The organism is Trinickia sp. (genome assembly GCF_051953955.1).
Classification (GTDB): domain Bacteria; phylum Pseudomonadota; class Gammaproteobacteria; order Burkholderiales; family Burkholderiaceae; genus Trinickia.
On sequence record NZ_JBQCIF010000009.1, the window covers coordinates 38595 to 60621 of the forward strand.

At 65.3% G+C, this 22027-nt stretch carries 17 protein-coding genes; 4 read left to right on the forward strand and 13 right to left on the reverse strand.

All coding sequences use genetic code 11. The annotated features are described in order from the left end of the window. Position 1 precedes the first annotated feature (1 nt). The 3 genes from ACTHNZ_RS01665 to ACTHNZ_RS01675 all read right to left on the reverse strand — a co-directional run bounded on the left by ACTHNZ_RS01665 (position 2) and on the right by ACTHNZ_RS01675 (position 2649). Positions 2–1156, reverse strand: a complete 1155-nt coding sequence (locus ACTHNZ_RS01665; protein WP_440540753.1) for a tetratricopeptide repeat protein — start codon at positions 1154–1156, stop codon at positions 2–4. A gap of 86 nt (positions 1157–1242) precedes the next feature. Continuing rightward, entirely contained in the window at positions 1243–1929 is a 687-nt protein-coding gene (locus tag ACTHNZ_RS01670; protein ID WP_440540754.1) for a PspA/IM30 family protein, read from the reverse strand. Between the two features lie 210 nt (positions 1930–2139). Then, a complete protein-coding gene (locus tag ACTHNZ_RS01675; protein ID WP_440540755.1) occupies positions 2140–2649 on the reverse strand; it encodes a hypothetical protein in 510 nt (169 codons plus the stop codon). Between the two features lie 365 nt (positions 2650–3014). Here ACTHNZ_RS01675 and ACTHNZ_RS01680 point away from each other — a divergent pair, with 365 nt between their 5' ends. Beyond that, a complete protein-coding gene (locus ACTHNZ_RS01680; protein WP_440540756.1) occupies positions 3015–5489 on the forward strand; it encodes a penicillin-binding protein 1A in 2475 nt (824 codons plus the stop codon). Between the two features lie 149 nt (positions 5490–5638). On the opposite strand, the gene ACTHNZ_RS01685 is transcribed toward ACTHNZ_RS01680, so the two are convergent. From ACTHNZ_RS01685 to mfd, 3 genes are all read right to left on the reverse strand, one after another. Next, positions 5639–6652 (reverse strand): threonine/serine dehydratase, encoded by a 1014-nt coding sequence (locus tag ACTHNZ_RS01685; protein WP_440540757.1) that lies wholly within the window; start codon positions 6650–6652, stop codon positions 5639–5641. Between the two features lie 49 nt (positions 6653–6701). Continuing rightward, positions 6702–7955: an acetylornithine deacetylase gene (argE, locus tag ACTHNZ_RS01690; RefSeq protein ID WP_440540758.1), complete on the reverse strand. Its 1254-nt coding sequence runs from the start codon at positions 7953–7955 to the stop codon at positions 6702–6704. A gap of 195 nt (positions 7956–8150) precedes the next feature. Further along, positions 8151–11657 carry a transcription-repair coupling factor gene (gene mfd, locus ACTHNZ_RS01695; protein ID WP_440540759.1) on the reverse strand — a complete coding sequence of 1169 codons (3507 nt, stop codon included), beginning with the start codon at positions 11655–11657 and terminating at the stop codon, positions 8151–8153. Positions 11658–11848: 191 nt separating this feature from the next. Between mfd and ispD the strand changes: the two genes are divergently transcribed. Together ispD and ispF are read left to right on the forward strand one after the other, a co-directional pair. Beyond that, positions 11849–12553, forward strand: a complete 705-nt coding sequence (gene ispD / locus ACTHNZ_RS01700; protein WP_440540760.1) for a 2-C-methyl-D-erythritol 4-phosphate cytidylyltransferase — start codon at positions 11849–11851, stop codon at positions 12551–12553. Between the two features lie 164 nt (positions 12554–12717). Next, positions 12718–13209, forward strand: a complete 492-nt coding sequence (gene ispF, locus ACTHNZ_RS01705) for a 2-C-methyl-D-erythritol 2,4-cyclodiphosphate synthase (protein ID WP_440540761.1) — start codon at positions 12718–12720, stop codon at positions 13207–13209. Positions 13210–13298: 89 nt separating this feature from the next. Here ispF and ACTHNZ_RS01710 read toward each other — a convergent pair whose 3' ends face one another. From ACTHNZ_RS01710 to ompR, 4 genes are all read right to left on the reverse strand, one after another. Then, complete coding sequence (locus ACTHNZ_RS01710; protein WP_440540762.1) at positions 13299–13826, reverse strand: carboxymuconolactone decarboxylase family protein; 528 nt, start codon at positions 13824–13826, stop codon at positions 13299–13301. Positions 13827–13905: 79 nt separating this feature from the next. Then, on the reverse strand, positions 13906–14454 hold the full coding sequence (locus tag ACTHNZ_RS01715; RefSeq protein WP_440540763.1) for a peroxiredoxin: 549 nt from the start codon (positions 14452–14454) through the stop codon (positions 13906–13908). Between the two features lie 240 nt (positions 14455–14694). Then, positions 14695–16044 (reverse strand): ATP-binding protein, encoded by a 1350-nt coding sequence (locus tag ACTHNZ_RS01720; RefSeq protein ID WP_440540764.1) that lies wholly within the window; start codon positions 16042–16044, stop codon positions 14695–14697. A gap of 41 nt (positions 16045–16085) precedes the next feature. Next, positions 16086–16820, reverse strand: coding sequence for an osmolarity response regulator transcription factor OmpR (ompR, locus tag ACTHNZ_RS01725; protein ID WP_440540765.1), 735 nt, complete (start codon positions 16818–16820; stop codon positions 16086–16088). A gap of 237 nt (positions 16821–17057) precedes the next feature. Between ompR and ACTHNZ_RS01730 the strand changes: the two genes are divergently transcribed. Next, complete coding sequence (locus ACTHNZ_RS01730; protein ID WP_440540766.1) at positions 17058–17405, forward strand: hypothetical protein; 348 nt, start codon at positions 17058–17060, stop codon at positions 17403–17405. An 89-nt stretch (positions 17406–17494) separates the two neighbouring features. On the opposite strand, the gene hpnD is transcribed toward ACTHNZ_RS01730, so the two are convergent. The 3 genes from hpnD to ACTHNZ_RS01745 form a co-directional block, all read right to left on the reverse strand. Continuing rightward, on the reverse strand, positions 17495–18355 hold the full coding sequence (hpnD, locus tag ACTHNZ_RS01735; protein ID WP_440540767.1) for a presqualene diphosphate synthase HpnD: 861 nt from the start codon (positions 18353–18355) through the stop codon (positions 17495–17497). A 240-nt stretch (positions 18356–18595) separates the two neighbouring features. Further along, the gene (locus ACTHNZ_RS01740) at positions 18596–20050 is read right to left on the reverse strand and encodes an aspartate aminotransferase family protein (protein ID WP_440540768.1); all 1455 of its coding nucleotides are present in this window, start codon (positions 20048–20050) and stop codon (positions 18596–18598) included. 34 nt (positions 20051–20084) lie between these two features. Further along, complete coding sequence (locus ACTHNZ_RS01745; RefSeq protein WP_440540769.1) at positions 20085–21419, reverse strand: glutamine synthetase family protein; 1335 nt, start codon at positions 21417–21419, stop codon at positions 20085–20087. Positions 21420–22027: the final 608 nt, after the last annotated feature.

The following is a 22027-nucleotide window of genomic DNA, read 5'->3' on the forward strand; positions in this document are numbered from 1 at the left end:
CTCAGTTATCGCTCCAGCCGCCCGAATCGTCGCTGCCGAAATCGACGCCGCCGTCGCTGCCGCCGTTGTCGTTCCAGTCGTTCGAGCCCTGGCCGAAATCGACGTTGCCGCCGTCGTTGCGTTCGGCGGCACGGCGGCGCGCTTCGTCGTCGATGTAGACGTCGCGTTCGATCACGCGATCGCGGCCGTGCGACAGCGCCTCGCCGAGCAGCACGCCCGTGAGCAGGCCGCCCATCCCGCCGCCGCCTTGCTGAACGACGATCGGTGGCTGCTGTTGCGGCGGATAGGGCTGCTGCATCCCGTAGGGCGCCTGTTGCTGCTGCAGCCGCTCGGCTTCCTGGGCATAAGCGGAGGCGCCGGCACCGGCCGCCTGGGCATTCGGGTCCGGGCGCCCTTCGGCGCGCGCCCGCAGGCTGTCGAGCTGCCGCGAGAGGTCTTCAAGCTGGTAGGCCGGGACCGGATTGCCGTTGTTGGAGAGCGATTCGACGAGCGTGCGCAACTGGTTCTCGACGGCTTCCACTTCGCTCGCCAGCGTTTCGTGGCCCGCCGCGCTCGACAGGCGCGCGTCGAGCTTCAATGAGCGAGCCGCGTTGAGCAATTCGGTCGCGCGCTTCAGTTGTGCGCGGCGTTCCTCTCCGGCGCGGCTATCGTCGTTCGAGCGGGCGCGGCGCAGCGTCCAGCGCAGGATCAACGCGATCGCGATGATGACGATCGCCAGCGCAATCCACGCGCCCATGGACGGCCCGCGATGAGTCGGCGCGGGCGCCGAGGGCAGGGCGCCCGCGAGCTGGGTTCCGTTGTTGTGCGCCGGTGCGGCCGTCGCGCCGGCGCGGTTGGCCGCGGCTTCGATGCGCGATTGCACTTGGTTGAAACGGTCCGGGCTCGTGAAGCGAATCTGCGGATCGAGCGTCTTGGCTTGTTTGAGTTGAGCGAGGGCGTCGGCGTAGCGGCCCTCGTTCGCGAGGACTTGACCGTACAGATAGTGGGCGTGGGCGTTGTTCGGATGCGCCGCGAGTACTTGCGAGAGCTCGCTGTCGGCTTGCTGCCAGTTGCCTTGCGCCATCGCGCGCTCGACTTGCTGGGCACTCGGCACGGCGAAGGCCGCGCTCGAGACGAAGAGCAAAGCGGCCCCCAAGGCTGCGAGGAATGTCTTCATAGACTGAACCGGGCGGCAGGCGCCCGTCTCCATAACCATCGACCTGTTCGAGCGCCGCGCCGGCTGGCGCGGCGCATCGCACGACGTCATTGCGCCGGCGTATTCGCGTTCATTTGCTTCTTGAGCGCCTCGAGACGATCCTCGACCGACGGACCGTGATCGAGCGCGGCGAGCTTGTCGTCGAGCGCCTTGCCCGACGAGGTGTCGGCCGAGTTCAGCCGAGCGTCGGAACGCGCGTTCGACAGCGCGACCTTGTCTTCGAGCTTGCGGAAGTCTTCCGACAAATTCTTGCCGCCGATGCCGCCGAGTGCCGTGGCCGCCACGTCCTTGGCCTGGGCGATCTCCTGCTTCGCTTGCAGGATGTTCGAGCGTGCGTTCAGATCGTTGCGGCGCTGGCGCATGTCGGCGATCTGGCTTTTGAGCTGATCGACGGACGGCTCCAGCGTGGCGAGCTCCTTGGCCAGCGCGTCGCGCTCGGCTTCGGCGTTTGCCTGCGCCGATAGCGCTTCGCGCGCGAGGCCTTCGTCGCCCGAGAGCAGCGCACGCTTCGCCCCTTCTTCGTACTTCTTCGCTTTTTCGGCCGCGGCGTCGCGCTTGCTTTGCTGCGTGGCCACCTGTGCCTCGATCTCGATCAGCGCGTTTTCGGCCTTGCCGATGCTATCGTCGAGCTCGCGCACGATTTGACGCGCGTCGCGCGAGGGGTCCTGCACGGACTCGGCCGCATCGTTGAGCAAGCCTTTGACGGTGCGCGAAATAGAGTCGAATAGCGACATGAAATCCTCCGTGATTTAAAGTCGGCGCCGGGTGCGAGCGGGTGGCGGTTCATCCCATACCGATGTCTATGCTACGCCGCGTTGCATCGGGCAGCGCGGTGCGCGAGCCGAATGTCGGGGCACGCACCGCGATTGCAAGAGTCGCGTCACCTATCGCGTCCCAATTTTGATCGCCAGCGGATAGTACATCAGCGCATCGTTAAAGCTCGCTTAAACCGGGCCTTCCGACGCGGGATGAATGACTCGGGCGACGAGCGCTTCGGTTTCGGCGTCCACGGGCTCGTCCGATTGGGCCGCTTCCTGCGCAACGAGTGCCCGCGCCACGGCCGCGGCCACGGGCAAGGCCGTGGAGCCCTCGGTGGCGGAGGTGTCCGGCGCGGCGGGCGCGGAAAAGTCGCCGCCGGACACGAGCGATCCGTCCACGGATTGCGCAGTGCCGGCGCCCCCGCGCCCGTGCGTCGCGGCCTGCGTTTGCGTCTGCGTCTGCGCTTGCGCTTGAGCGAGACGGCGCAGCGTGTCGTTGCGGCTCGCCTCGCTGGCGGCGCCCAGGCGATCGACGAGCCCCGCCGCGCGTACTTCCTGTCCCGTATCGTCGAAGGCGAGCACCGCGCGGCGCACGAGTTCGCTGAGGCTGATGCCCATGCGCGCGGCCCGCGCCGCCAGGACGCGCTTTTGCGCGGGCGTGACGAAAACGACGAGGCGTTCGCTGTTTTGGCTCATGGTCGACTCGCTGGCAGCAGGGGCGTTTTTCACGACATTGTCCATCATAGAGGGTCGCGCGCTGCACCAAAATGAACGTAGCAGCGATATTCGTGCCGTCTCAACGACTTACGCGCGTTTTCTGCAGCTTCTCCACAGGTCTTTCAACATTTTCTGTTGATAACCTTCCTCTATCGGGCGAATGTGCCGGATCGTGTCAATTCTTACAAAAAAATTCCGATGCGCCGGCAGCGATTTCATTAAAATGCGCAGTTGGCCCGCTCGGCGGTTCGCTGCCGAACACGGCCGGCCACACGATCAAACGAGTTGCGCGGCGGTTGCCGCCCGCGCGAGCGGGGCGCCGAGAGCCCGCCATCCATGCCGTCATGCCTATCATTAAACGACCGCCTTCCGCCAGCCGTCCTTCCGACGACCGAGACTCTCCCCGCACCGCTTCCGTCAGCCGCCGCTCCCTCGGCGCTCGCATCGCGCTGACGTTCGCGGGCCTCGTGGCCACGCTGGCCGTCGTCGGCGCGTTGATCGTCGGCTACGCGCTGATCGTCATGGCGCCGCAGCTGCCTTCGCTCGACGCGCTGACCGATTACCGCCCGAAGGTACCGCTGCGCGTCTATACGGCCGATCACGTGCTGATCGGCGAATTCGGCGAAGAGCGGCGCAGCCTCGTGCGTTTCAACGACATCCCCGACATCATGAAGAAGGCGGTGCTCGCGATCGAGGACTATCGCTTCTACGAGCATGGCGGCGTCGACTTCATCGGCATCTTGCGCGCGGGCACGACCGATTTGCTGCACGGCGGCGCCTCGCAGGGTGCGAGCACGATCACGATGCAGGTGGCGCGCAATTTCTTCCTCTCGAGCGAGAAGACCTATACGCGCAAGATCTACGAGATGATGCTCGCCTACAAGATCGAGCGCGCGCTCACGAAGGACCAGATCCTCGAGCTCTACATGAACCAGATCTATCTGGGCGAGCGCGCCTACGGCTTCGCGGCCGCCGCGCGCGTGTATTTCGGCAAGGATCTGAAGGACATCACGGTGGCGCAGGCGGCGATGCTGGCGGGGCTGCCCAAGGCGCCGTCGGCGTACAACCCGATCGTCAATCCGAAGCGCGCGAAGATCCGCCAGGAATACATCCTGAAGCGCATGTTCGAGCTCGGCTACATCACGCAGCCGCAGTACGACGAGGCCGTGAAGGAGCCGATCCATACGAAGGCTGCCGGCACCGAGTACAGCGTGCATGCCGAGTACGTCGCCGAAATGGTGCGGCAGATGATGTACGCACAGTACAAGGACGAAACGTACACGCGCGGCTTGACCGTCACGACGACGATCGATTCGGCCGATCAGGACGCCGCCTATCGCGCCGTGCGCAAGGGCGTGATGGACTACGAGCGCCGGCACGGCTATCGCGGGCCGGAAGGGTTCGTCGAGTTGCCGGCAGCCGGCGACGACCGTGACGAAGCGATCGACGATGCGCTCGCCGATCACCCCGACGACGGTGAGCTCGTCGCCGGCGTCGTCACCGAGGCGAGCCCGAAGCAGCTCACGGTGCAGTTCGTCGACGGCGGCACGGCGCAGGTCACCGGCGAGGGGCTGCGTTTCGCGGCGTCCGCGTTGAGCGCACGTGCGTCGCAGACGCAGCGCATCCGCCCCGGTTCGATCGTGCGCTTGATGCCCGATGCGAAGGGCAATTGGCAGATCACGCAGTTGCCGCAGGTCGAGGGCGCGCTCGTGTCGCTCGCGCCGCAGGACGGCGCCGTGCGCGCGCTCGTCGGCGGCTTCGATTTCAACAAGAACAAGTTCAACCACGTCACGCAGGCATGGCGCCAGCCGGGTTCGAGCTTCAAGCCGTTCATCTATTCGGCCTCGGTCGACAAGGGCCTCGCGCCGGCCACGATCATCGACGACGCGCCGTTGTATTTTCCGCCCAGCACGCCGGGCGGGCAGCCCTGGGAGCCGAAGGACGACGATCATCCCGAAGGGCCGATGACGATGCGCGTTGCGCTCGAAAAATCGAAGAACCTCGTCTCGATCCGGATCTTGTCGTACATCGGCACCAAGTACGCGCAAGATTACGTGACGCAGCGGTTCGGCTTCGATGCCGACAAAACGCCGCCGTATTTGCCGATGGCGCTCGGTGCGGGGCTCGTCACGCCGCTGCAATCGGCCGTGGCCTACTCGGTATTCGCCAACGGCGGCTATCGCGTCAACCCGTATCTGATCGCCGAAGTCGACGATGCGCGCGGCCAGCCGATCGCGAAGGCCGATCCGATCGTCGCGGGCAAAAATGCGCCGCGCTCGATCAGCGCCGGCAACGCGTACATCATGAACAGCTTGTTGCACTCGGTGGCGACCGCAGGCACGGGCGCGGGCACGAACGTTTTGCATCGCTCCGATCTGGCGGGCAAGACCGGCACGACGAACGACGCGAAGGACGGCTGGTTCGCCGGCTATCAGCCGACGCTCGTCGCGGTGGCATGGATGGGCTATGACCAGCCGAAGAGCCTCGGTAGCCGCGAATTCGGCGCGCAGCTCGCATTGCCGATCTGGGTCGAATACATGGGCCGCGCGCTGCGCGGCGTGCCCGACCAACCCATGCCGATGCCGGAAGACGTGGCCTCGATCGGCGGCGAGCTCTATCTGGCCGACAAAGTACCGGGCAACGGCTTCATCGCCAGCATCGGCATGGAATCGGGCACGGCGCTGGCCGGCGGAGCCAGCGATGCGAGCGCCGCAGTCGGATCGGTCGGCCCGGCGGGCCTGGCGACGCCGCCGGCTCCGCCGCCCGACGTGACGCAGCAAGAGCAGAAGCAGATCCTCGATCTCTTCAAGGGTCACTGACCCTGCCACTCGACTGACGCAAATGGGGCTCGCCGAGAAAATCGTTGTGCGTACAACCGCTTAGCGCGATCGCCCCAAGCTTATCAACAGGTCTGTCAACACAATCTGGGGATAACCTGGCTCGGAGGCCCTGCGAGGCCCCGGGCTGCTCAGCCTTTGATGCCCTCGATCTGCGCGGCGAACGTCGCGGGATCGGTGTTCGAGCCGCCGAGCAGCACCCCCACACGCTTGCCTTGCAGCGTCTCGCGCAACGGACCCAGCAGCGCCGCGAGCGGTGCCGCGCAGGCGGGCTCGACGGCGATCTTCAAGCGCGTGAACAGTTTGACCATCGCGGCGCGCAACGCATCGTCCGAAACGGTGACGATGCGATCGATATGGCGGCGACAGAGCTCGTAGCTGTATTGCTCCGTATGCGGCGCCGCCAGCGAGTCCGCGATCGTATCCGTCGCCGCGAGCCTGACCGTATGGTTGGCCGCGAAGCTCTTGCTCATGACGTCGGCACCTTCCGGCTCGACGCCGAATACGTGCACGCGCGGATTGGCCAAACGCAGCGCGGTCGACACCCCCGCCGCAAGGCCGCCGCCTCCGATCGGCACGATCACGGCATCGAGGTCGGGCGTCTGCGTTGCCCACTCGTAACCGAGCGTGGCCGTGCCGAGCACGGTTCGATAGCCGTTGAACGGGTGCACGAAAAAGCGGCCTTCCTCGGCCTCGATGCGGCGTACCAGGTCGAATGCCTGAGCGGGCGAGTCCGCGATGACCACTTCACTACGGTAGAGCTCGCATAGCGCGACGCGCGCACGGCTCGTCGTATGCAGCAGGACCACTTTCGCGCTCGCGCCGAGCCGCATCGCCGCATAAGCGACGGCAGCCGCGTGATTGCCGCTCGAGACGCAGGTGACGCCGACGCTGCGTTGGGCTGCGTCGAGCGCGAGCAGGTTCGTGAAGGCGCCGCGCGCCTTGAACGAGCCGCTCGCCTGCAGCAGCTCGAACTTGAAGTTGACCGACGTGCCCTCTAGCGACGGAAAGTCGTGCCGCTCGAACACCGGCGTGCGCAGCACCCATGGGGTCAGCGCGAAATGCTGCGCGGCGATCGCATCGAGCGTGGGGATCGGTTCTGCGTCGATCGTGCGATTAGTGGGCTGCGGCATGGCGGTGGACATGGCTCGTGGCACGCGTCGTGATCGTGAGTGAAAGATGCCGTCCGGCGCGCTATGTCTGTGCGCCGACCGACATGCTGCGGATGAATTTGCGCAGGAAGTCTTCGCATGCGCAAAGCTGTGCGAGCTCGACGTATTCGTTCGGCTTGTGCGCCTGCTCGATATCGCCGGGGCCGCAGACGATGCTCGGCACGCCGGCGCGCGCGAATAGCCCGGCTTCCGTGCCATAGGCGACCTTGCGCGTTTCGCGGTTGGCCGTCAGCGTTCGCACGAGCGCCGTGATCGCCGCTTGCTCCGACGCATCGAGGCCTGGTGCGGCCGCGATCTTCGTGAATTCGATGGCAGCATCCGGGTGCTCGCGGCGCATTTGCGGCAACAGCGTCTCGTGCGCATAGCGTTCGATGCGCGCGAAAATCGCGTCGGGATCGAGCGTGGGCAGGTTACGGAATTCGAACGCGAAGCGGCATTGCCCAGGCACGGTGTTGATCGCGTTGCCGCCTTCGATCGTGCTCGTTTGTGCCGTCGTGAACGGCACGTCGTAGTGCTCGTCGAACGGGCCGTCGCGGCGCATGGCATCGGCCAGGTCGCGGATGTGGCAGATGAGCCGCGCCGCGTACTCGATCGCATTCGATCCCTTCGGCGTCAGCGAGGAGTGCGCCGCGTGCCCGCGCACGCAGCAGCGATAGGCATTGATGCCTTTGTGCGCCACGATCGGACGCATGCTCGTCGGCTCGCCGACGATGCATCCTTCGGGCGTCACGCCGCGCTGCTGCAAATCGGCGATCAGGTACGGCGCCCCCGCGCAGCCGATCTCCTCATCGAACGAAAGCGCGAGGTGAATCGGCTTGGCGAGCTTGGCCGCTTGCATTTCAGGGACGAGCGCCAGCGCGCTGCCGATGAAGCCTTTCATGTCGCAGGTGCCGCGCCCGTAGAGCCGGCTGCCGCGTACCTCGGGCTTGAACGGGTCGCTGTCCCACGCCTGGCCATCGACGGGTACGACGTCCGTGTGCCCGGACAGCACGACACCGCCGTTCGTCGCCCCATCGTGTGCCGGTATCGTGGCGAACAGATTGGCCCATTGGCCGCGGTGATCGTGCGTCAGCGTCGATGCAATGCCGAGCGCCGCCAGCGCATCGCGCACCATCTCGATCAAGCCGAGGTTGGGCACGCGACTCGTCGTATCGATCGATACCAAACGCTCGATCCATGACAGGCCGAGCGGCGATTGCGAAGCGGAGGCGAGGGGAGCCGAGGCAGGCTGGGAGGAAGGAGGGGAAAACTGCGCGGTTTCAACATCCTGCGACATGACGAAGCTCCTGCCTTTGAGTGGCTCCGATCATACCGAAAAATTCGGGTAGACCCCAAGTGATGGCGCGGATTCGCGCTTGTGCAGTGCGCCATCGGGCGCCCCATACGGCCAGGGCGGCGAGGGCAATTCATCGATGACGGGCGTGCCGCGCCCGCCGCCGTCGGGCCGCCGAACGGCGGCGGCCCCTCCCGTTCAGCGCGCGGCAGCGCCGGCGCTTTGCCGCGCCGGCGCGCCCAGGGCGCGCAGCGATTCCTTGACCGTCGCGAGCCGCACCGACAAATCCGGGCTGCGCGTCTCGATGCGCAGCTTGTCTTGTCCGGCGAGCTTGATGTGCTTGTGCTTCTGCACCATTTCGATGATGCGCATGGCGTCGATCGGCGGGTTCGGCACGAACTGCAGGCTGATCGCCGCCTCGCCGGCATCGATCTTCGAAATGCCGAGCGGTTTCGCCGCGAGCCGCAGCCGATGGGTTTCGACGAGCGCGTGAGCCTGCGCGGGCAGCTTGCCGAAGCGATCGATGAGTTCTTCCTGGATGTCGTCGATGGCGTCGCTCGTCTCGCAGCTCGCGAGGCGCTTGTAGATCGATAGGCGCTCTTGCACGTCGCCGCAGTAGTCGGCCGGTAAAATCGCGGGCGCGTGCAGATTGATTTCGGTCGTCGCGGCAAGCGGCGCCGTGAGGTCCGGTTCCTGTCCGTTCTTGAGCGCCTTCACCGCGTCGGCCAGCATGTCCGAATACAACTGGAAGCCGATCTCGTGGATCTCGCCCGACTGCTTGTCGCCGAGCACTTCGCCCGTGCCGCGAATTTCGAGGTCGTGCATCGCGAGATAGAAGCCCGAGCCGAGCTCTTCCATCTGCTGAATCGCTTCGAGCCGGCGCTGAGCCTGCTTCGTGAGTCCCTGCGGATCGTGCACGAGCAGGTAGGCATAGGCTTGGTGATGCGAGCGGCCCACGCGTCCGCGCAACTGGTGCAACTGCGCGAGGCCGAACTTATCGGCGCGGTGGATGATGATCGTGTTCGAGCTCGGCACGTCGATGCCGGTCTCGATGATGGTCGTGCACAGCAGCACGTTGGCGCGCTGCGCCACGAAATCGCGCATGACGCGTTCGAGTTCGCGCTCATGCATCTGACCATGCGCGACGGCGATGCGTGCCTCGGGCACGAGCGCTTCGAGCATCGCTCGGCGGTTTTCGATCGTTTCGACTTCGTTGTGCAGGAAGTAGACCTGGCCGCCGCGCTTCAACTCGCGCAACATCGCCTCGCGAATGACGCCGTCTTCTTCGCGCCGCACGAACGTCTTGATCGCGAGCCGCTTTTGCGGCGCCGTCGCGATGACGGAAAAATCGCGAAGCCCCTCGAGCGCCATGCCGAGCGTGCGCGGGATCGGCGTGGCCGTCAGCGTCAGCACGTCCACTTCCGCGCGCAGCGCTTTCAGCGCCTCCTTCTGGCGCACGCCGAAGCGATGCTCCTCGTCGATGATGACGAGGCCGAGCCGCTTGAAGCGCACGTCCGACGACAGGAGCTTGTGCGTGCCGATGACGATGTCGACCGAGCCGTCGTTGATCTGCTCGATGGCGGCGTTCACCTCCTTGGTCGATTTGAAGCGCGAAAGCTCGGCGATGCGTACGGGCCAATCGGCGAAGCGGTCGGTGAAAGTCTGCGTGTGCTGCTCCGCGAGCAGCGTCGTCGGCGCGAGCAGCGCGACTTGCTTGCCCGCCATGACCGCGATGAACGCCGCGCGCAGCGCCACCTCGGTCTTGCCGAAGCCGACGTCGCCGCACACGAGCCGATCCATCGGCCGACCCGCCGTCATGTCGCCGATCACGGATGCGATGGCCGCGGCCTGGTCCGGCGTTTCCTCGAAGCCGAAGCTTTCGGCGAATTTTGCGTAATCGCGCGGCTCGAGCTTGAACGCGTGGCCCTCGCGCGCGGCGCGGCGGGCGTAGAGGTTCAACAGCTCGGCTGCCGTATCGCGGATTTGCTGCGCAGCCTTGCGCTTCGCTTTTTCCCACTGGCCCGAGCCGAGCGCATGGAGCGGGGCGCTTTCGGGATCGGCGCCGCTGTAGCGCGAGATGACGTGCAATTGCGCCACGGGCACATAGAGCTTGCTGTCGCCCGCGTATTCCAGATGCAAGAACTCCGTTTCGCCCTCGCCGAGATCCATCGCGACGAGGCCCATGTAGCGGCCGATGCCGTGCTGCGCATGAACGACGGGATCGCCGATCTTCAACTCCGACAGGTCGCGCACCATCGAGTCGACGCTGCTCGCTTGCTCTTGGCGCCGGCGGCCGGCGCGGCGAGCGAGCGCGCCGTAGAGCTCGGTTTCGGTGACGATCGCGATGCCTTCGACAGGCAGCGAGAAACCGCTCGTCAACGGCGCGACGCCCAGTGTGAACGGTGCGTCGCTCGTTAGCCAATCCTCGAAACCATCGACCGAGTCGGGGCGCAAGCCATGCTCGGCGAACAGTTGCGCGATCGTCTCGCGGCGGCCTGCCGATTCGGCTGCGACGAGCACGCGCCGTTCGCCGCTGTCGACATAGCGGCGCAGGGCGAGGACCGGATCGTCGGCATGACGATCGATCGCGAGCGTCGGCAGCGCCGTGGACCATGCACCGCCGCCGTTCGTCGGCAGGACGAGGCGCGCGAACGGCTTGGCGAGCGTATAGAAATCTTCATCCGACAGAAAGAGCCGCTCAGGCTCGAGAATCGGCCGCTCTCGGTCGTGCGACAAGAAGTTGTAGCGCTGTTTCGTATCGGCCGTGAAGCGGCGGATCGCGCCGTCCAGATCGCCGACGAACGCGAGGTGGGCATCGGCCGGCAAGTAGTGAAAGAGCGTGGCCGTTTCGTCGAAGAACAGCGGCAGGTAATACTCGATGCCGGCCGACGGCACGCCGTTGCCGATGTCCTTGTAGATCGAGGAGCGGCTCGGATCGCCTTCGAAGACTTCACGCCAGCGGCTGCGAAATGCCGTGCGGGCCGCCTCGTCGAACGGGAATTCGCGCCCGGGCAGCAGGCGCACGTCGCGCACCGGGTAGAGGCTGCGCTGCGTATCGGGATCGAACGCGCGAATCGAATCGACCTGATCGTCGAACAGATCGATCCGGTACGGCAGCGGCGAGCCCATCGGGAAAAGATCGAGCAGCGAGCCGCGCACGCAGTATTCGCCGGGGCGCACGACTTGGCTCACGTGCTCGTAGCCGGCCAGCGTCAACTGCGCTTTCAGCTTGGCTTCGTCGAGCCGCTCGCCTTGGGCGAACGAGAACGTGTAAGCGGCGAGAAAGGCGGCGGGCGGCATGCGGTACAGCGCCGTCGTGGCCGGCACGAGCAGGATGTCGCAGCGGCCTTCGCCGAGGTCGTGCAGCGTCGCGAGCCGCTCCGAAACGAGGTCCTGGTGCGGGGAGAACGTGTCGTACGGCAGCGTCTCCCAGTCGGGCAGCAGGCGCACGCGCGCGTTCGGCGCGAACCAGGGAATCTCTTGAGCGAGGCGCTGTGCGTCGACCGCGCTCGCGCAAATGACGGCGGTGAGCGGCTGTTGCCCCTTGGCCGCCTGAGTGCGTGCCGCTTCGCCGTAGCGCGCGATCAGCAGGGCATCGGACGAGCCGTGCGTGCCGTCGAACGCGAAGCGTTGACCGGCTTTGACGAGCGCGAGCGGTAGAGTGGACGAGGCGGACGAGGCGGACGAGGGGGCGGATTGGGGCATGACGAAGAGCGTGCGGCCTTGCTGTAAAGTGGCGAAAGCCCCCGCGGCAGCAAGCTCAGGCGGCCTAGCGAACGGCTTTCGAGCGCCGGGCGCGGTGCCAAACGGCGAACGGGCAGCCCGGAGCAAAGCGCCTATTATAAAATCCGTCGTCCATTTTTGACTGGCGGCCTCATCGGGCCGATTCCAACTTCGTGACTTCCCGCTTTTTCGCACTCATTCCTTGCGCGGGCACCGGCAGCCGTTCGGGCGCGCCGTTGCCCAAGCAATACCACGCCGTGGCCGGCCGCGAGCTGCTGCATTTCACGCTGGCCGCGTTCGACGCCTGCGAAGAGCTCGCGCAAACGCTCGTCGTCATCTCGCCCGACGACACCCATTTCGACGCGCAGCGCTTCGCGCCGCTGCGCTTCGCCGTGCAACGCTGCGGCGGTGCGTCCCGGCAGGCGTCGGTCAGGAACGGCCTCGATGCGCTCATCGAGCTGGGCGCAACCGACGACGACTGGGCGCTCGTGCACGACGCGGCCCGGCCCGGCATCACGCCCGAGTTGATCCGTTCGCTGATCGCGGCGCTGGCCGACGACGAGGTGGGCGGCATCATGGCGCTGCCCGTCGCCGATACGCTCAAGCGCGTCGACGCCGTCCGCGGCGACCGCATCGCGCGCACGGAGCCGCGCGGCGGGCTGTGGCAGGCGCAAACGCCGCAGATGTTCCGCATCGGCATGTTGCGCGAGGCCATCGCACGGGCCGAGCGAGACGGCCACGATCTGACCGACGAAGCGAGCGCGATCGAATGGCTCGGCCATGCGCCGCGCCTCGTGCAAGGCAGCCTGCGCAACTTCAAGGTCACGTATCCCGAAGACTTCGCGCTCGCCGAGGCGATCCTGGCGTATCGGCCTTGAGTATCGGCCTTGGGGCGAACCGCGCGGCGGCAGCATTCCGCGCTCGCCGGCGGCGCAGCCTCTCGCATAGGCGCACGGTGGCCGTCGAAGAGACGACCTACGGGTGCCCCATCATCGAACCGCAACCTCGGGTTGCCAAACCAAAACCGCAGTGAGACTCGAAAATGAACTTCAGAATCGGACAAGGCTATGACGTGCACGCACTGGTGCCGGGCCGCCCGCTCATCATCGGCGGCGTGACGGTGCCCTACGAGCGTGGGCTGCTCGGCCACTCCGACGCGGACGTGTTGCTGCACGCCGTGACGGACGCGCTGTTCGGTGCGGCGGGGCTCGGCGACATCGGCCGCCATTTCCCCGACACCGACGAACGTTTCGCGGGCGCCAACAGCCGCGTGCTGCTGCGCGAATGCGCCTCGCGGATCAAGGAAGCCGGTTTTGCGATCGTGAACGTCGACACCACGGTCATCGCGCAGGCGCCGAAGCTCGCGCCGCATATCGAGGCGATGCGCGCGAACATCGCCGAGGATTTGGGGTTGCCGCCCGCGCGCGTGAACGTCAAAGCGAAGACGAACGAGAAGCTCGGCTACTTGGGGCGGGGCGAGGGGATCGAGGCGCAAGCCGCCGTGCTGCTCAGCGTCGCGGGCGAGGGCGCGTAAAAAAGGCGGATCGCACCTGGTGCGATCCGCCCATTCGAATGCGGCACGAATGCGGCACGAATGCCGCGGCGCGAAGCGCTTCGGGCCGCTTACTTGCCTTCGGCGGCAAGCACCTGCGCCGCCGCGTTGACGACGGCAGCGATACGGCCCACGTCACGCAGCTGCTGCACGGACATGCCTTGCTCGTTCTTGAGCAGCGCGAAGTGCGACTTCACGCAGAAGTGGCACTTGCCGACGATCGACGCCGCCAGGGCATACATCTCGAAGCGGCGCTTGTCTACGCCACCGTGCGACGCGTAGGCGCCCATGCGCAGTTCCGCGCGCTGCGTCTTCAGATCGGCGTCGTCGGCCATCTCGACGAACGGGTACCAGGCGTTGTTCATGCCCATCAGCGCCGCAGCCGTTTGCGCGCCGTTCACCTCTTCGGGCGACAGCACCCCGGCCGCGCGGATCGCCTCGATGATCGTGCGGCTTTGTGCGGCGAAAGCAGCCGCCAGCGCGACGCCGACCGCATCGTTGCCCTCCAGCGACGAACGCACGATCGTGCCGTCGAGGTTCAGGCGAATGTCCTTCGCGTAGTCGGGGATGAGTTCCTTAATCGCGGCCACGAATTCCATTGTTTTCTCCTATCGCTGATCGGATAAAAAAGCCCGCCGGCTCGTCAGAAGCATAGCGGGCTTCGGGCTACGGCTACGCTTACAGCGTTGCGCCGCCGACCGAGCGGTTGCACGGGCACAGCTCGTCCGTTTGCAGGCCGTCGAGGATACGCAGGATTTCTTGCGTATTGCGGCCCACGTTCAGGTTGTTGACCGAAACGTGCTGGATCGTGTTGTCCGGGTCGACGATGAACGTCGCGCGCAGGGCCACGCCGGCTTCCTTGTCGCGCACGCCGAGCTGGTCGATCAGCTCGCCCTTGACGTCGCCGAACGCGTAGTGGTTCAGCTTGTCGAGGTCCTTGTGCTCACGGCGCCATGCGAGCTTGACGAATTCGTTGTCGACGCTGCCGCCCAGCAGCACGGCGTCGCGCTCTGCGAAGTCCTTTTGCAGCTTCGCGAATTCGACGATTTCGGTCGGGCAAACGAACGTGAAGTCCTTCGGGTAGAAATAGATGATCTTCCACTTGCCCGGGAACGATTGTTCGGTGATCTCTTCGAACGCCGACTGGCCGTTTTCTTCATGGTTGTTGAAGCCCGGCTTCGCAGCAGTGACGGTGAACGCTTCGAGTTTATCGCCCACGGTTTTCATGCGGTGACTCCTATGTCTGGTTGAGAAGAGAAAAGAAACTGTCCAAAGCTACCTGCTCGCTGTAACGAATGCGTTACACACACGCCACTATAACGCTATTGGACCGTTGATTCAATAGAAAAAATCTAACGTTTCCCATAGAATATTTCAACGGCGTCGATAGCTTTCCTCTTGGGGCCGGCCATGGCGGCATCCTCCCGCCGCTGGTGCCGCCCGCACGCGGGCGCATGGCCAGTCGGCTCAGGCGCTCTTCGTCTGCGGAAACTCGATCGTCACCTCGAGCCCCGGGCCGGGCAGGCGGTTGCGCAGTTTCAGCGTGCCGCGGTGGCGGCTCACGAGGCGCTGCACGATGGCCATGCCGAGGCCCGTTCCGTTCGCCTGCGTGCGTGCGGTGTCGACGCGATAGAACGGGCGGGTGACGAGGCCGATCTGGTCCTCCGGGATACCGGGCCCCTCGTCGAGCACGGACAACTCCACACGCGAATGGGATACGCGCGTTTCGACCACGATGTGCGGAATGCCGTCCGTTTCGCTCAAACCGTACTTCTTGGCGTTCTCGAGCAAGTTGCCGACCACACGCCGCACGTCTGTCTCGTCGGCGTCGATGATGGCTGACTCGGCCAACTCGACACTGAGCCTCACGCCGTCCTCGCTGGCCAGGCGCGCGGCCATATCGCCCGCGATCACCGAAAGGTCGACCGGCCGGGAGAAGTGCTGCGGCGGGCGTGCATAGTCGAGGAAGCGCCCGATGATGGAATCCATCTGCTCGATATCGTCGATCATCGCGTCCTTCGTGTCCTGATCGGATGGGCTCATCTCGGTTTCGAGCCGCAGCCGCGCGAGCGGCGTCCGCAAGTCGTGCGAGATGCCGGCGAGCATCAGCGCGCGATCGGCCTCGAGCTGTTCGAGGTCACGCACCATTTGGTTGAAGCTGCGATTGGTTTCCGCGGCGACCCCGAGCCCGCGTTCCGGCAGCGGCTCGGGCGCCTGTCCCAAACCGACCCTGCGGGCGGCGGCCGCGAGCCGCGCGAACGGCCGATTGACGAGGCTCGTGATGAAGGCCGCCCCGAAGAGCGATAGGCAAAGTGCGAAGATGCCCCAGCCGGCCCACTGCAGGCCGGTGACGTTGTCGAGCTGATCGCGGTCGAGGGCGACCCAGTAATCGTCGTCGTCGATCTTGAAGCTGATCCAGACACCGGGTATGTCGTTGACCGATTGCGCGATCACGGTGTCGTCGCCGAGCCGCCCGCGGATGTCGTGCTCGATGAGCCGGTTCAGCGATTCATCGGGCTGCAGCGTGTATTTGTCGGTGCTTTCGCGCGGATAGACGCGCACGCCCTCGTTGCTTTCGAGATCTTGCAGCAGCGCGCGGCGCAGATCAGGATCGGAGTAGAGCAGGGCCGTGCGCGTGAGCTTGACGATCGCGACGAGCTGCAGCGCGACGCGCTGTGCGCGCGGCTCGCGCTCGATCACGCGAAAGCTTTGGAACCACGCGGCCAAGCTGACGGCAATCAGCAGTGCAATCAGCAAAAAGGTGCGCCAAAACAGGCCCCCGAACGCGTGGGCGAGAAACCGCCGGTTGATGCGCATGGGGGCCTAGCGAAGGGCGCGGGGCGAACGGGTGAGGTGCGTCACGCCGCGCCGTCGGGAATGAAGACGTAGCCGAGGCCCCAGACGGTTTGGATGAAGCGGGGACTGCTGGGATCGACCTCGATCAATTTGCGCAGACGCGAAATCTGCACGTCGAGACTGCGATCGAACACTTCGTATTCCCGGCCACGCGCAAGCTCCATGAGCTTCTCGCGAGAGAGCGGTTGGCGCGGATGGCGCGCGAAAACTTTCAGCACCGAGAATTCGCCCGTCGTCAGCGGAATCTCTTGCCCGGCCTTCGTGAGCGTGCGCGTGGCGAGGTTCAGCGCGAAATCGCCGAACTCGAACGTCTCGGCCGTTTCCGAGGGGGCGCCGGGCAGCTCCGACGGCGATTGGCGGCGCAGCACCGCATGGATGCGGGCCACGAGTTCGCGCGGGTTGAATGGCTTGGGCAGATAGTCGTCGGCGCCCATTTCGAGGCCGACGATGCGATCGACGTCTTCGCCTTTCGCCGTCAGCATGATGATGGGCGTGCGGTCGTTGCTGCCGCGCAGCCGCCGGCAGATCGACAGCCCATCCTCGCCGGGCAGCATCAGATCGAGCACGAGCAGATCGAACCGTTCCCGCACCCAGAGCTTGTTCATCGCGGGCGCGTTCTCCGCGACGTATACGTTGAAGCCCTGCTCGCCGAGGTAGCGGCGCAGCAGATCGCGCAAGCGGGGGTCGTCGTCGACGACCAAGATCTTAGAAGGGTTTTTCGTTTCCATGGCCGGCATCTTAGCGCGATTGCAAAGCGTGACGCGAAAGGGTGAATTATCGGGTTACAGACAGTTACAAAATTTACCCGGGTTGATGCGCCGCGTAAACGGTGCACACATAAACTTCTTCACTGATGGCGACTGTTCGGTGGATACTTCATCCCATTCATATGATTCTCTCGCGCCCGATGGTTGGCTCGGGCATCAGTACACGTAATTCGAGGTAGCCGGTTGCCGCACGACGAAGGGAACAAGATGACGGTGGGACTCGCGTGGCCGCGCATGCGAGCGCGGATCGTCGCGGTCGCCATCGCCGGTGCTGTCGCGAGCCTGCTCGTTGCCGCCGAGGCGCGAGCTCAAGCCCCGCAACGCGAGCGTCGCGTCGAGCATCCCCATCGATTCCGTCCGTACGGTCACCGCTATCTGCCGCCGGAGCCTGCCCCGACATCCCATCCCACGCCGCCGGCCGCGCCGATCATGCGCACGGCGTCCTCGCCGGACGACTTCGCCGATCACCAGCGTGACGGTCACATGACACCCGAAGAGCGGCGCTTGCTGCGCCAGCATATCGAAGACGCCGTACGGGAACTCTATAAGCGGTGAAGGCCGCTTGACCTTCGGTGGAAGGCGACGCCGCGACGATCGACGTTGCTCGTGCCATCGCTTCGTTCGCGCGCCCCCCCTCGACCGCCTCAGCGCCTGCGCGCCGCGCGCCACGCGATCCAGAGCTTGCGAATGGGCGTCAGTGCGATTCGTTGATGCAGCACTTGGAATTCGTCGCGCTCGATCTCGTCGAGTAGTGCGAGCGCCATCGCCGACTGCGCGCGCAACGTGCGTTGCGTCGGGCGTTCGGCCGGCGGAATGCCGGCCAGCGCAGCCTGCAGCGTTTCGCGCGCGCGGTTCGTCTGAAAGCGCATCAGTTCGGAGAAAGCCGGGCTGTATTTGCGGTTGATGATCTCCGCCGCCGTTACGCCGTAGCGCTGCAATTCGTCGATCGGCAGGTAAATGCGCCCATGCCGGGCATCGTTGCCGAGTTCCTGAACGAATTGCGCGAGCATCAAGCCGTTGCCGAGCGCACCGGCCCACTCGTTCGCGCGCTGCGGCTCACGTGCCGTCGCGTGCGCGACGGCAACGGCAAACGCGCCGCCCACACGCTCGATGTAGCGCGTGAGATTGGGGAAGTCGAGATAGCGGGCTTGGTCGAGATCCATCTCGAAGCCGGCGACGAGCGTGCGCAATGTCGGCGCGTGCGCTTCGATGTCGCCGCAATGCGCGGCGAGCGCACGAGAGACCGGGTGCGACGGCTGCCCGGCGGCCAACGCGGCCGTCTCGTTTTGCCACCACGCGAGCTTGGTGCGCCCGATCGTCGGATCGCTCGTGTCCTTGACCGTTTCCTCGAGTTCCCGGCGCAGCGCGAACAGCGCGGTGAGAAACGGCTGCCGTGCGAGCGGGGCCTGGCGCAGCGCATAGTAGACGCTCGAGCCCGCGGGCGCCGCTTTTTGCGCGCAGTATTCGTCGAAATTAGGGGGGGCTGAAGTCGTGGGCTGTGGCACGGCGAACGAACGATGAGGCAGTGAATGGGTCGGGCATGCGATTCGATGCCAAGCGGGTTGCGCGGCGCGGGCGACGGCTCGAGGTGCGCCGCTGCACGTCGCCGCGGCTGCCGCTGGGCGCTCGCTTCGGTGCGGATACTACCTCACTTTTGCCGACGTGGCCGGGCCTTGCGCGAAGGCTCTGCCGGCAACGCACATGGCGACGTGCCGGCGGGTTCGTCGTTCATCCGCCATGTCACGTTACGCCAGCCCGAACTGCTGGGCCGTTGCGTCGACGGCGCGCTTGGCCTTCTCTACGATCTCGTCGATTTCAGCATGCGTGACGACGAGCGGCGGCGAAAGCAGCATGCGGTCTCCCGACGCTCGCATGATCAAATTGCCGTTGAAGCAGAAGTCGCGGCAAACCGCGGCCACTTCGCTGCCGTTGGCAAAACGTTTGCGCGTGCGCGGCTCTTGCGCGAGTTGCACGGCGGCGACGAGCCCTGCGCCGGCCACTTCGCCGACGATCGGGTGGCGATCGAATGCCTGCCGCAGGGATGCTTGGAAGTAGGGGCCCGTATCATGTTCGACGCGCTCGACGATTCCTTCGTCGCGCAGCAATTCGAGGTTCGCCACGGCAACGGCCGCGGCCACGGGATGACCTGAATAAGTAAGGCCGTGATTGAACTCGCCGTTTTCGATGATCGGGGCGGCAATGCGATCGTGCAGCGCCACGGCGCCCATCGGCACGTAGCCGCTCGTCAACCCTTTGGCGAGCGTCAATAGATCGGGCTCGAAGCCGAAATGCCGATGGGCGAACCACTCGCCGGTGCGGCCGAATCCACCGATGACCTCGTCCGCGATGAGCAGTACGTCGTACCGGCGGCAAATGCGTTCGATCTCGGGCCAATAGCTCGAAGGCGGAAAGATGACGCCGCCCGCGCCCTGAAATGGCTCGCCGATGAACGCCGCGACGTTCTCGGGCCCGAGCTCGAGAATCTTCGCTTCGAGCTGGCGAGCCCGCTCCAGGCCGAACGCTTCGGGCGAGAGGCTGGCGGGCGCTTCGCCGAAATAGTACGGCTGATCGATGTGGACGATATGCTCGACCTTCGAGGGCATTTGCTCGTGCATGTAGCTCATGCCGCCGAGCGTCGCGCCGGCAATCGTCGATCCGTGATAGCTGTTCTTGCGCGAGATCACGTACTTCTTCGATGGCTTGCCCTGCGTTGCCCAGTACCGGTAGACGATGCGCAGCGCGGTGTCGTTGCCTTCCGAGCCGCTGCTGCAATAGAAGAAGTGGTTGAATGGCGCCGGGGTGAGCTCCGAGAGCAACGCGGACAGAGCAATGACGGGCGGATGCGTCGTCTTGAAGAACGTGTTGTAGTAGGGCAGTTGGAGGAGTTGCCGATAGGCGGCGTCGGCCAGTTCCCGACGGCCGTAGCCGGCGTTGACGCACCAGAGCCCTGCCATGCCGTCGATGATGCGGTTGCCGTCGGAGTCCCACAAGTAGACGCCTTCGGCCTTGACGATGATCCGGCTGCCGACGCGATTGAGTGCGGCCATGTCCGAAAACGGATGAAGATGATGCGCGGCATCGAGCGCGCGATAGTCTGCCGTGTTCAGCGGGCGCGCGCCGGCTCGCGATGCGGACTCGGCGCCCGATGCGGCGACGGATGGGGACGCTTCTAAATCCTGATTGACCTGATCGTGACGCATGTTCTCTCCCATGAAATCGAGCGGTGCTCGCCTCTCAAACGTGCAGCAATAAGTGCTTGCGTTCCCACGAACTGATGACGCGGAAGAACGCGTCGTATTCGGTTTCTTTCAGCGTGAGAAACGCTTTGACGAATGCCTCGCCGAGAATCGACGCAAGCGGCTCGGACGCGCTCATCAGCGTCAGTCCCTCCTCCAGGTTGCGAGGCAGCTGGTACGGCATGCGGTAGCCGTCGTTCGCCACGGGCTCGGTGGGTGAGATTCGCTGTGTGAGGCCGAGGTAGCCCGCGGCCAACGTGCCCGCGATCGCGAGGTACGGATTGCAATCGACGCCCGGAATGCGGTTCTCGATGCGGCGTGCCTCGGGCGAGGCGTGCGGCACCCGAAAGCCTACTGTGCGATTGTCGTAGCCCCATTGCACGTTGATCGGCGCGGCCATGAAACGCGACAGGCGCCGATAGGAGTTGATGTAAGGCGCGAAGATCGGCATCAGTGCCGGCGTGTATTTCTGCAGGCCGCCGATGTAGTGATGGAAGAACTGCGTCGGCGCGCCGTCGCTGCTCGTGAACAGATTGCGCCCCGTCTCGCGGTCGACGACGCTCTGGTGCACGTGCATCGCCGATCCCGGCTCGCCCTCCATCGGTTTGGCCATGAACGTCGCATACATGTGGTGACGCAGCGCCGCCTCGCGCACGGTGCGTTTGAACAGGAATACGCGATCGGCGAGATTGAGCGGATCGCCATGCAGGAAGTTGATTTCCATCTGCGCGGCGCCGACTTCGTGGATCAGCGTATCGACCTCGAGCTCTTGGATCTCGCAATACTCGTAGATGTCTTCGAAGAGCGGGTCGAACTCGTTGACCGCTTCGATCGAATAGGCCTGGCGCCCCGTTTCGGGCCGCCCCGTACGGCCCACGGGCGGCCGCAGCGGCAGGTCAGGATCCTTGTTCATCTCGACCAGATAGAACTCGAGCTCCGGCGCGATGACGGGCTTCCATCCTTTGGCCGCATAAAGGTCGAGCACGCGGCGCAGCACGTGCCGCGGCGAGATCGCCACGGGCGTGCCGTCGAAATGCACGCAATCGTGGATGACTTGAGCCGTGGGATCGACGGCCCAAGGGATGAGGCGGATCGTCGAAGGGTCGGGCACGCAGATCATGTCGGGATCGGTCACGCCGGTCAGGCTGCCGTCGTCGGGGTACTCGCCCGTCACGGTTTGGATCATCACGGCCTGCGGCAGGCGCATCGATTCGCCCAACTCGAACTTGCTGCGCGGGATGATCTTGCCGCGCGCGATGCCCGCCATGTCGGGGATGATCGCCTCGATCTCGGTGATGTGATGCTTTTTCAGAAATTCGTCGATGTCATGCATGAGAGTTCTCGATTCATTGGAATGTCATTCGAGTCCGAACGCGGAGGCCGCGGTCACGCGAACGGCGGCGCAGGGGCGAGCGCCCACCTCGCGACGGGCGCGATGGCGCGATGACGATGGCCGCGGCGTATGCGGTGCAGCGAGCGGCGTTAAAGGGTGAGGGACGGGACGGAGGCGCTACGGCAGCAGCGAAGCGGCGTCGTCGATGTGAACGGCGATGTAGGCGCGTGCGGCTGTCACGTTGTGGCGCCGAACGCAGCGGCGGGAAAGGATCGTAAAGACGGACAGAAACCGGCGGAACGCAAGCGGGCCGGTGCAGCCGTCGGCGATGGCGGAGTCCGCGCGAACGCGGTTCGCGACATGACTGCGGTTCCATCTAACCAAAGGGCCTCGGACTCTCACGATGACACTCGACTCGGTGATGTTGAGGAGAGCGAACGCCTAGCCTCGTTGCGCGCTGCGAAGATGCAACGAAACGGGGCGAACAGGTTCGGTAGGCAGCGAAACAGCCTTGTGCGGAGCCGCGCACGATTTCTGCGAGCGCGGACGACGACGTGCCATGGACAAACCTGAGACTCAGCATATATGAGCCAGCCGTGCCGTCAATC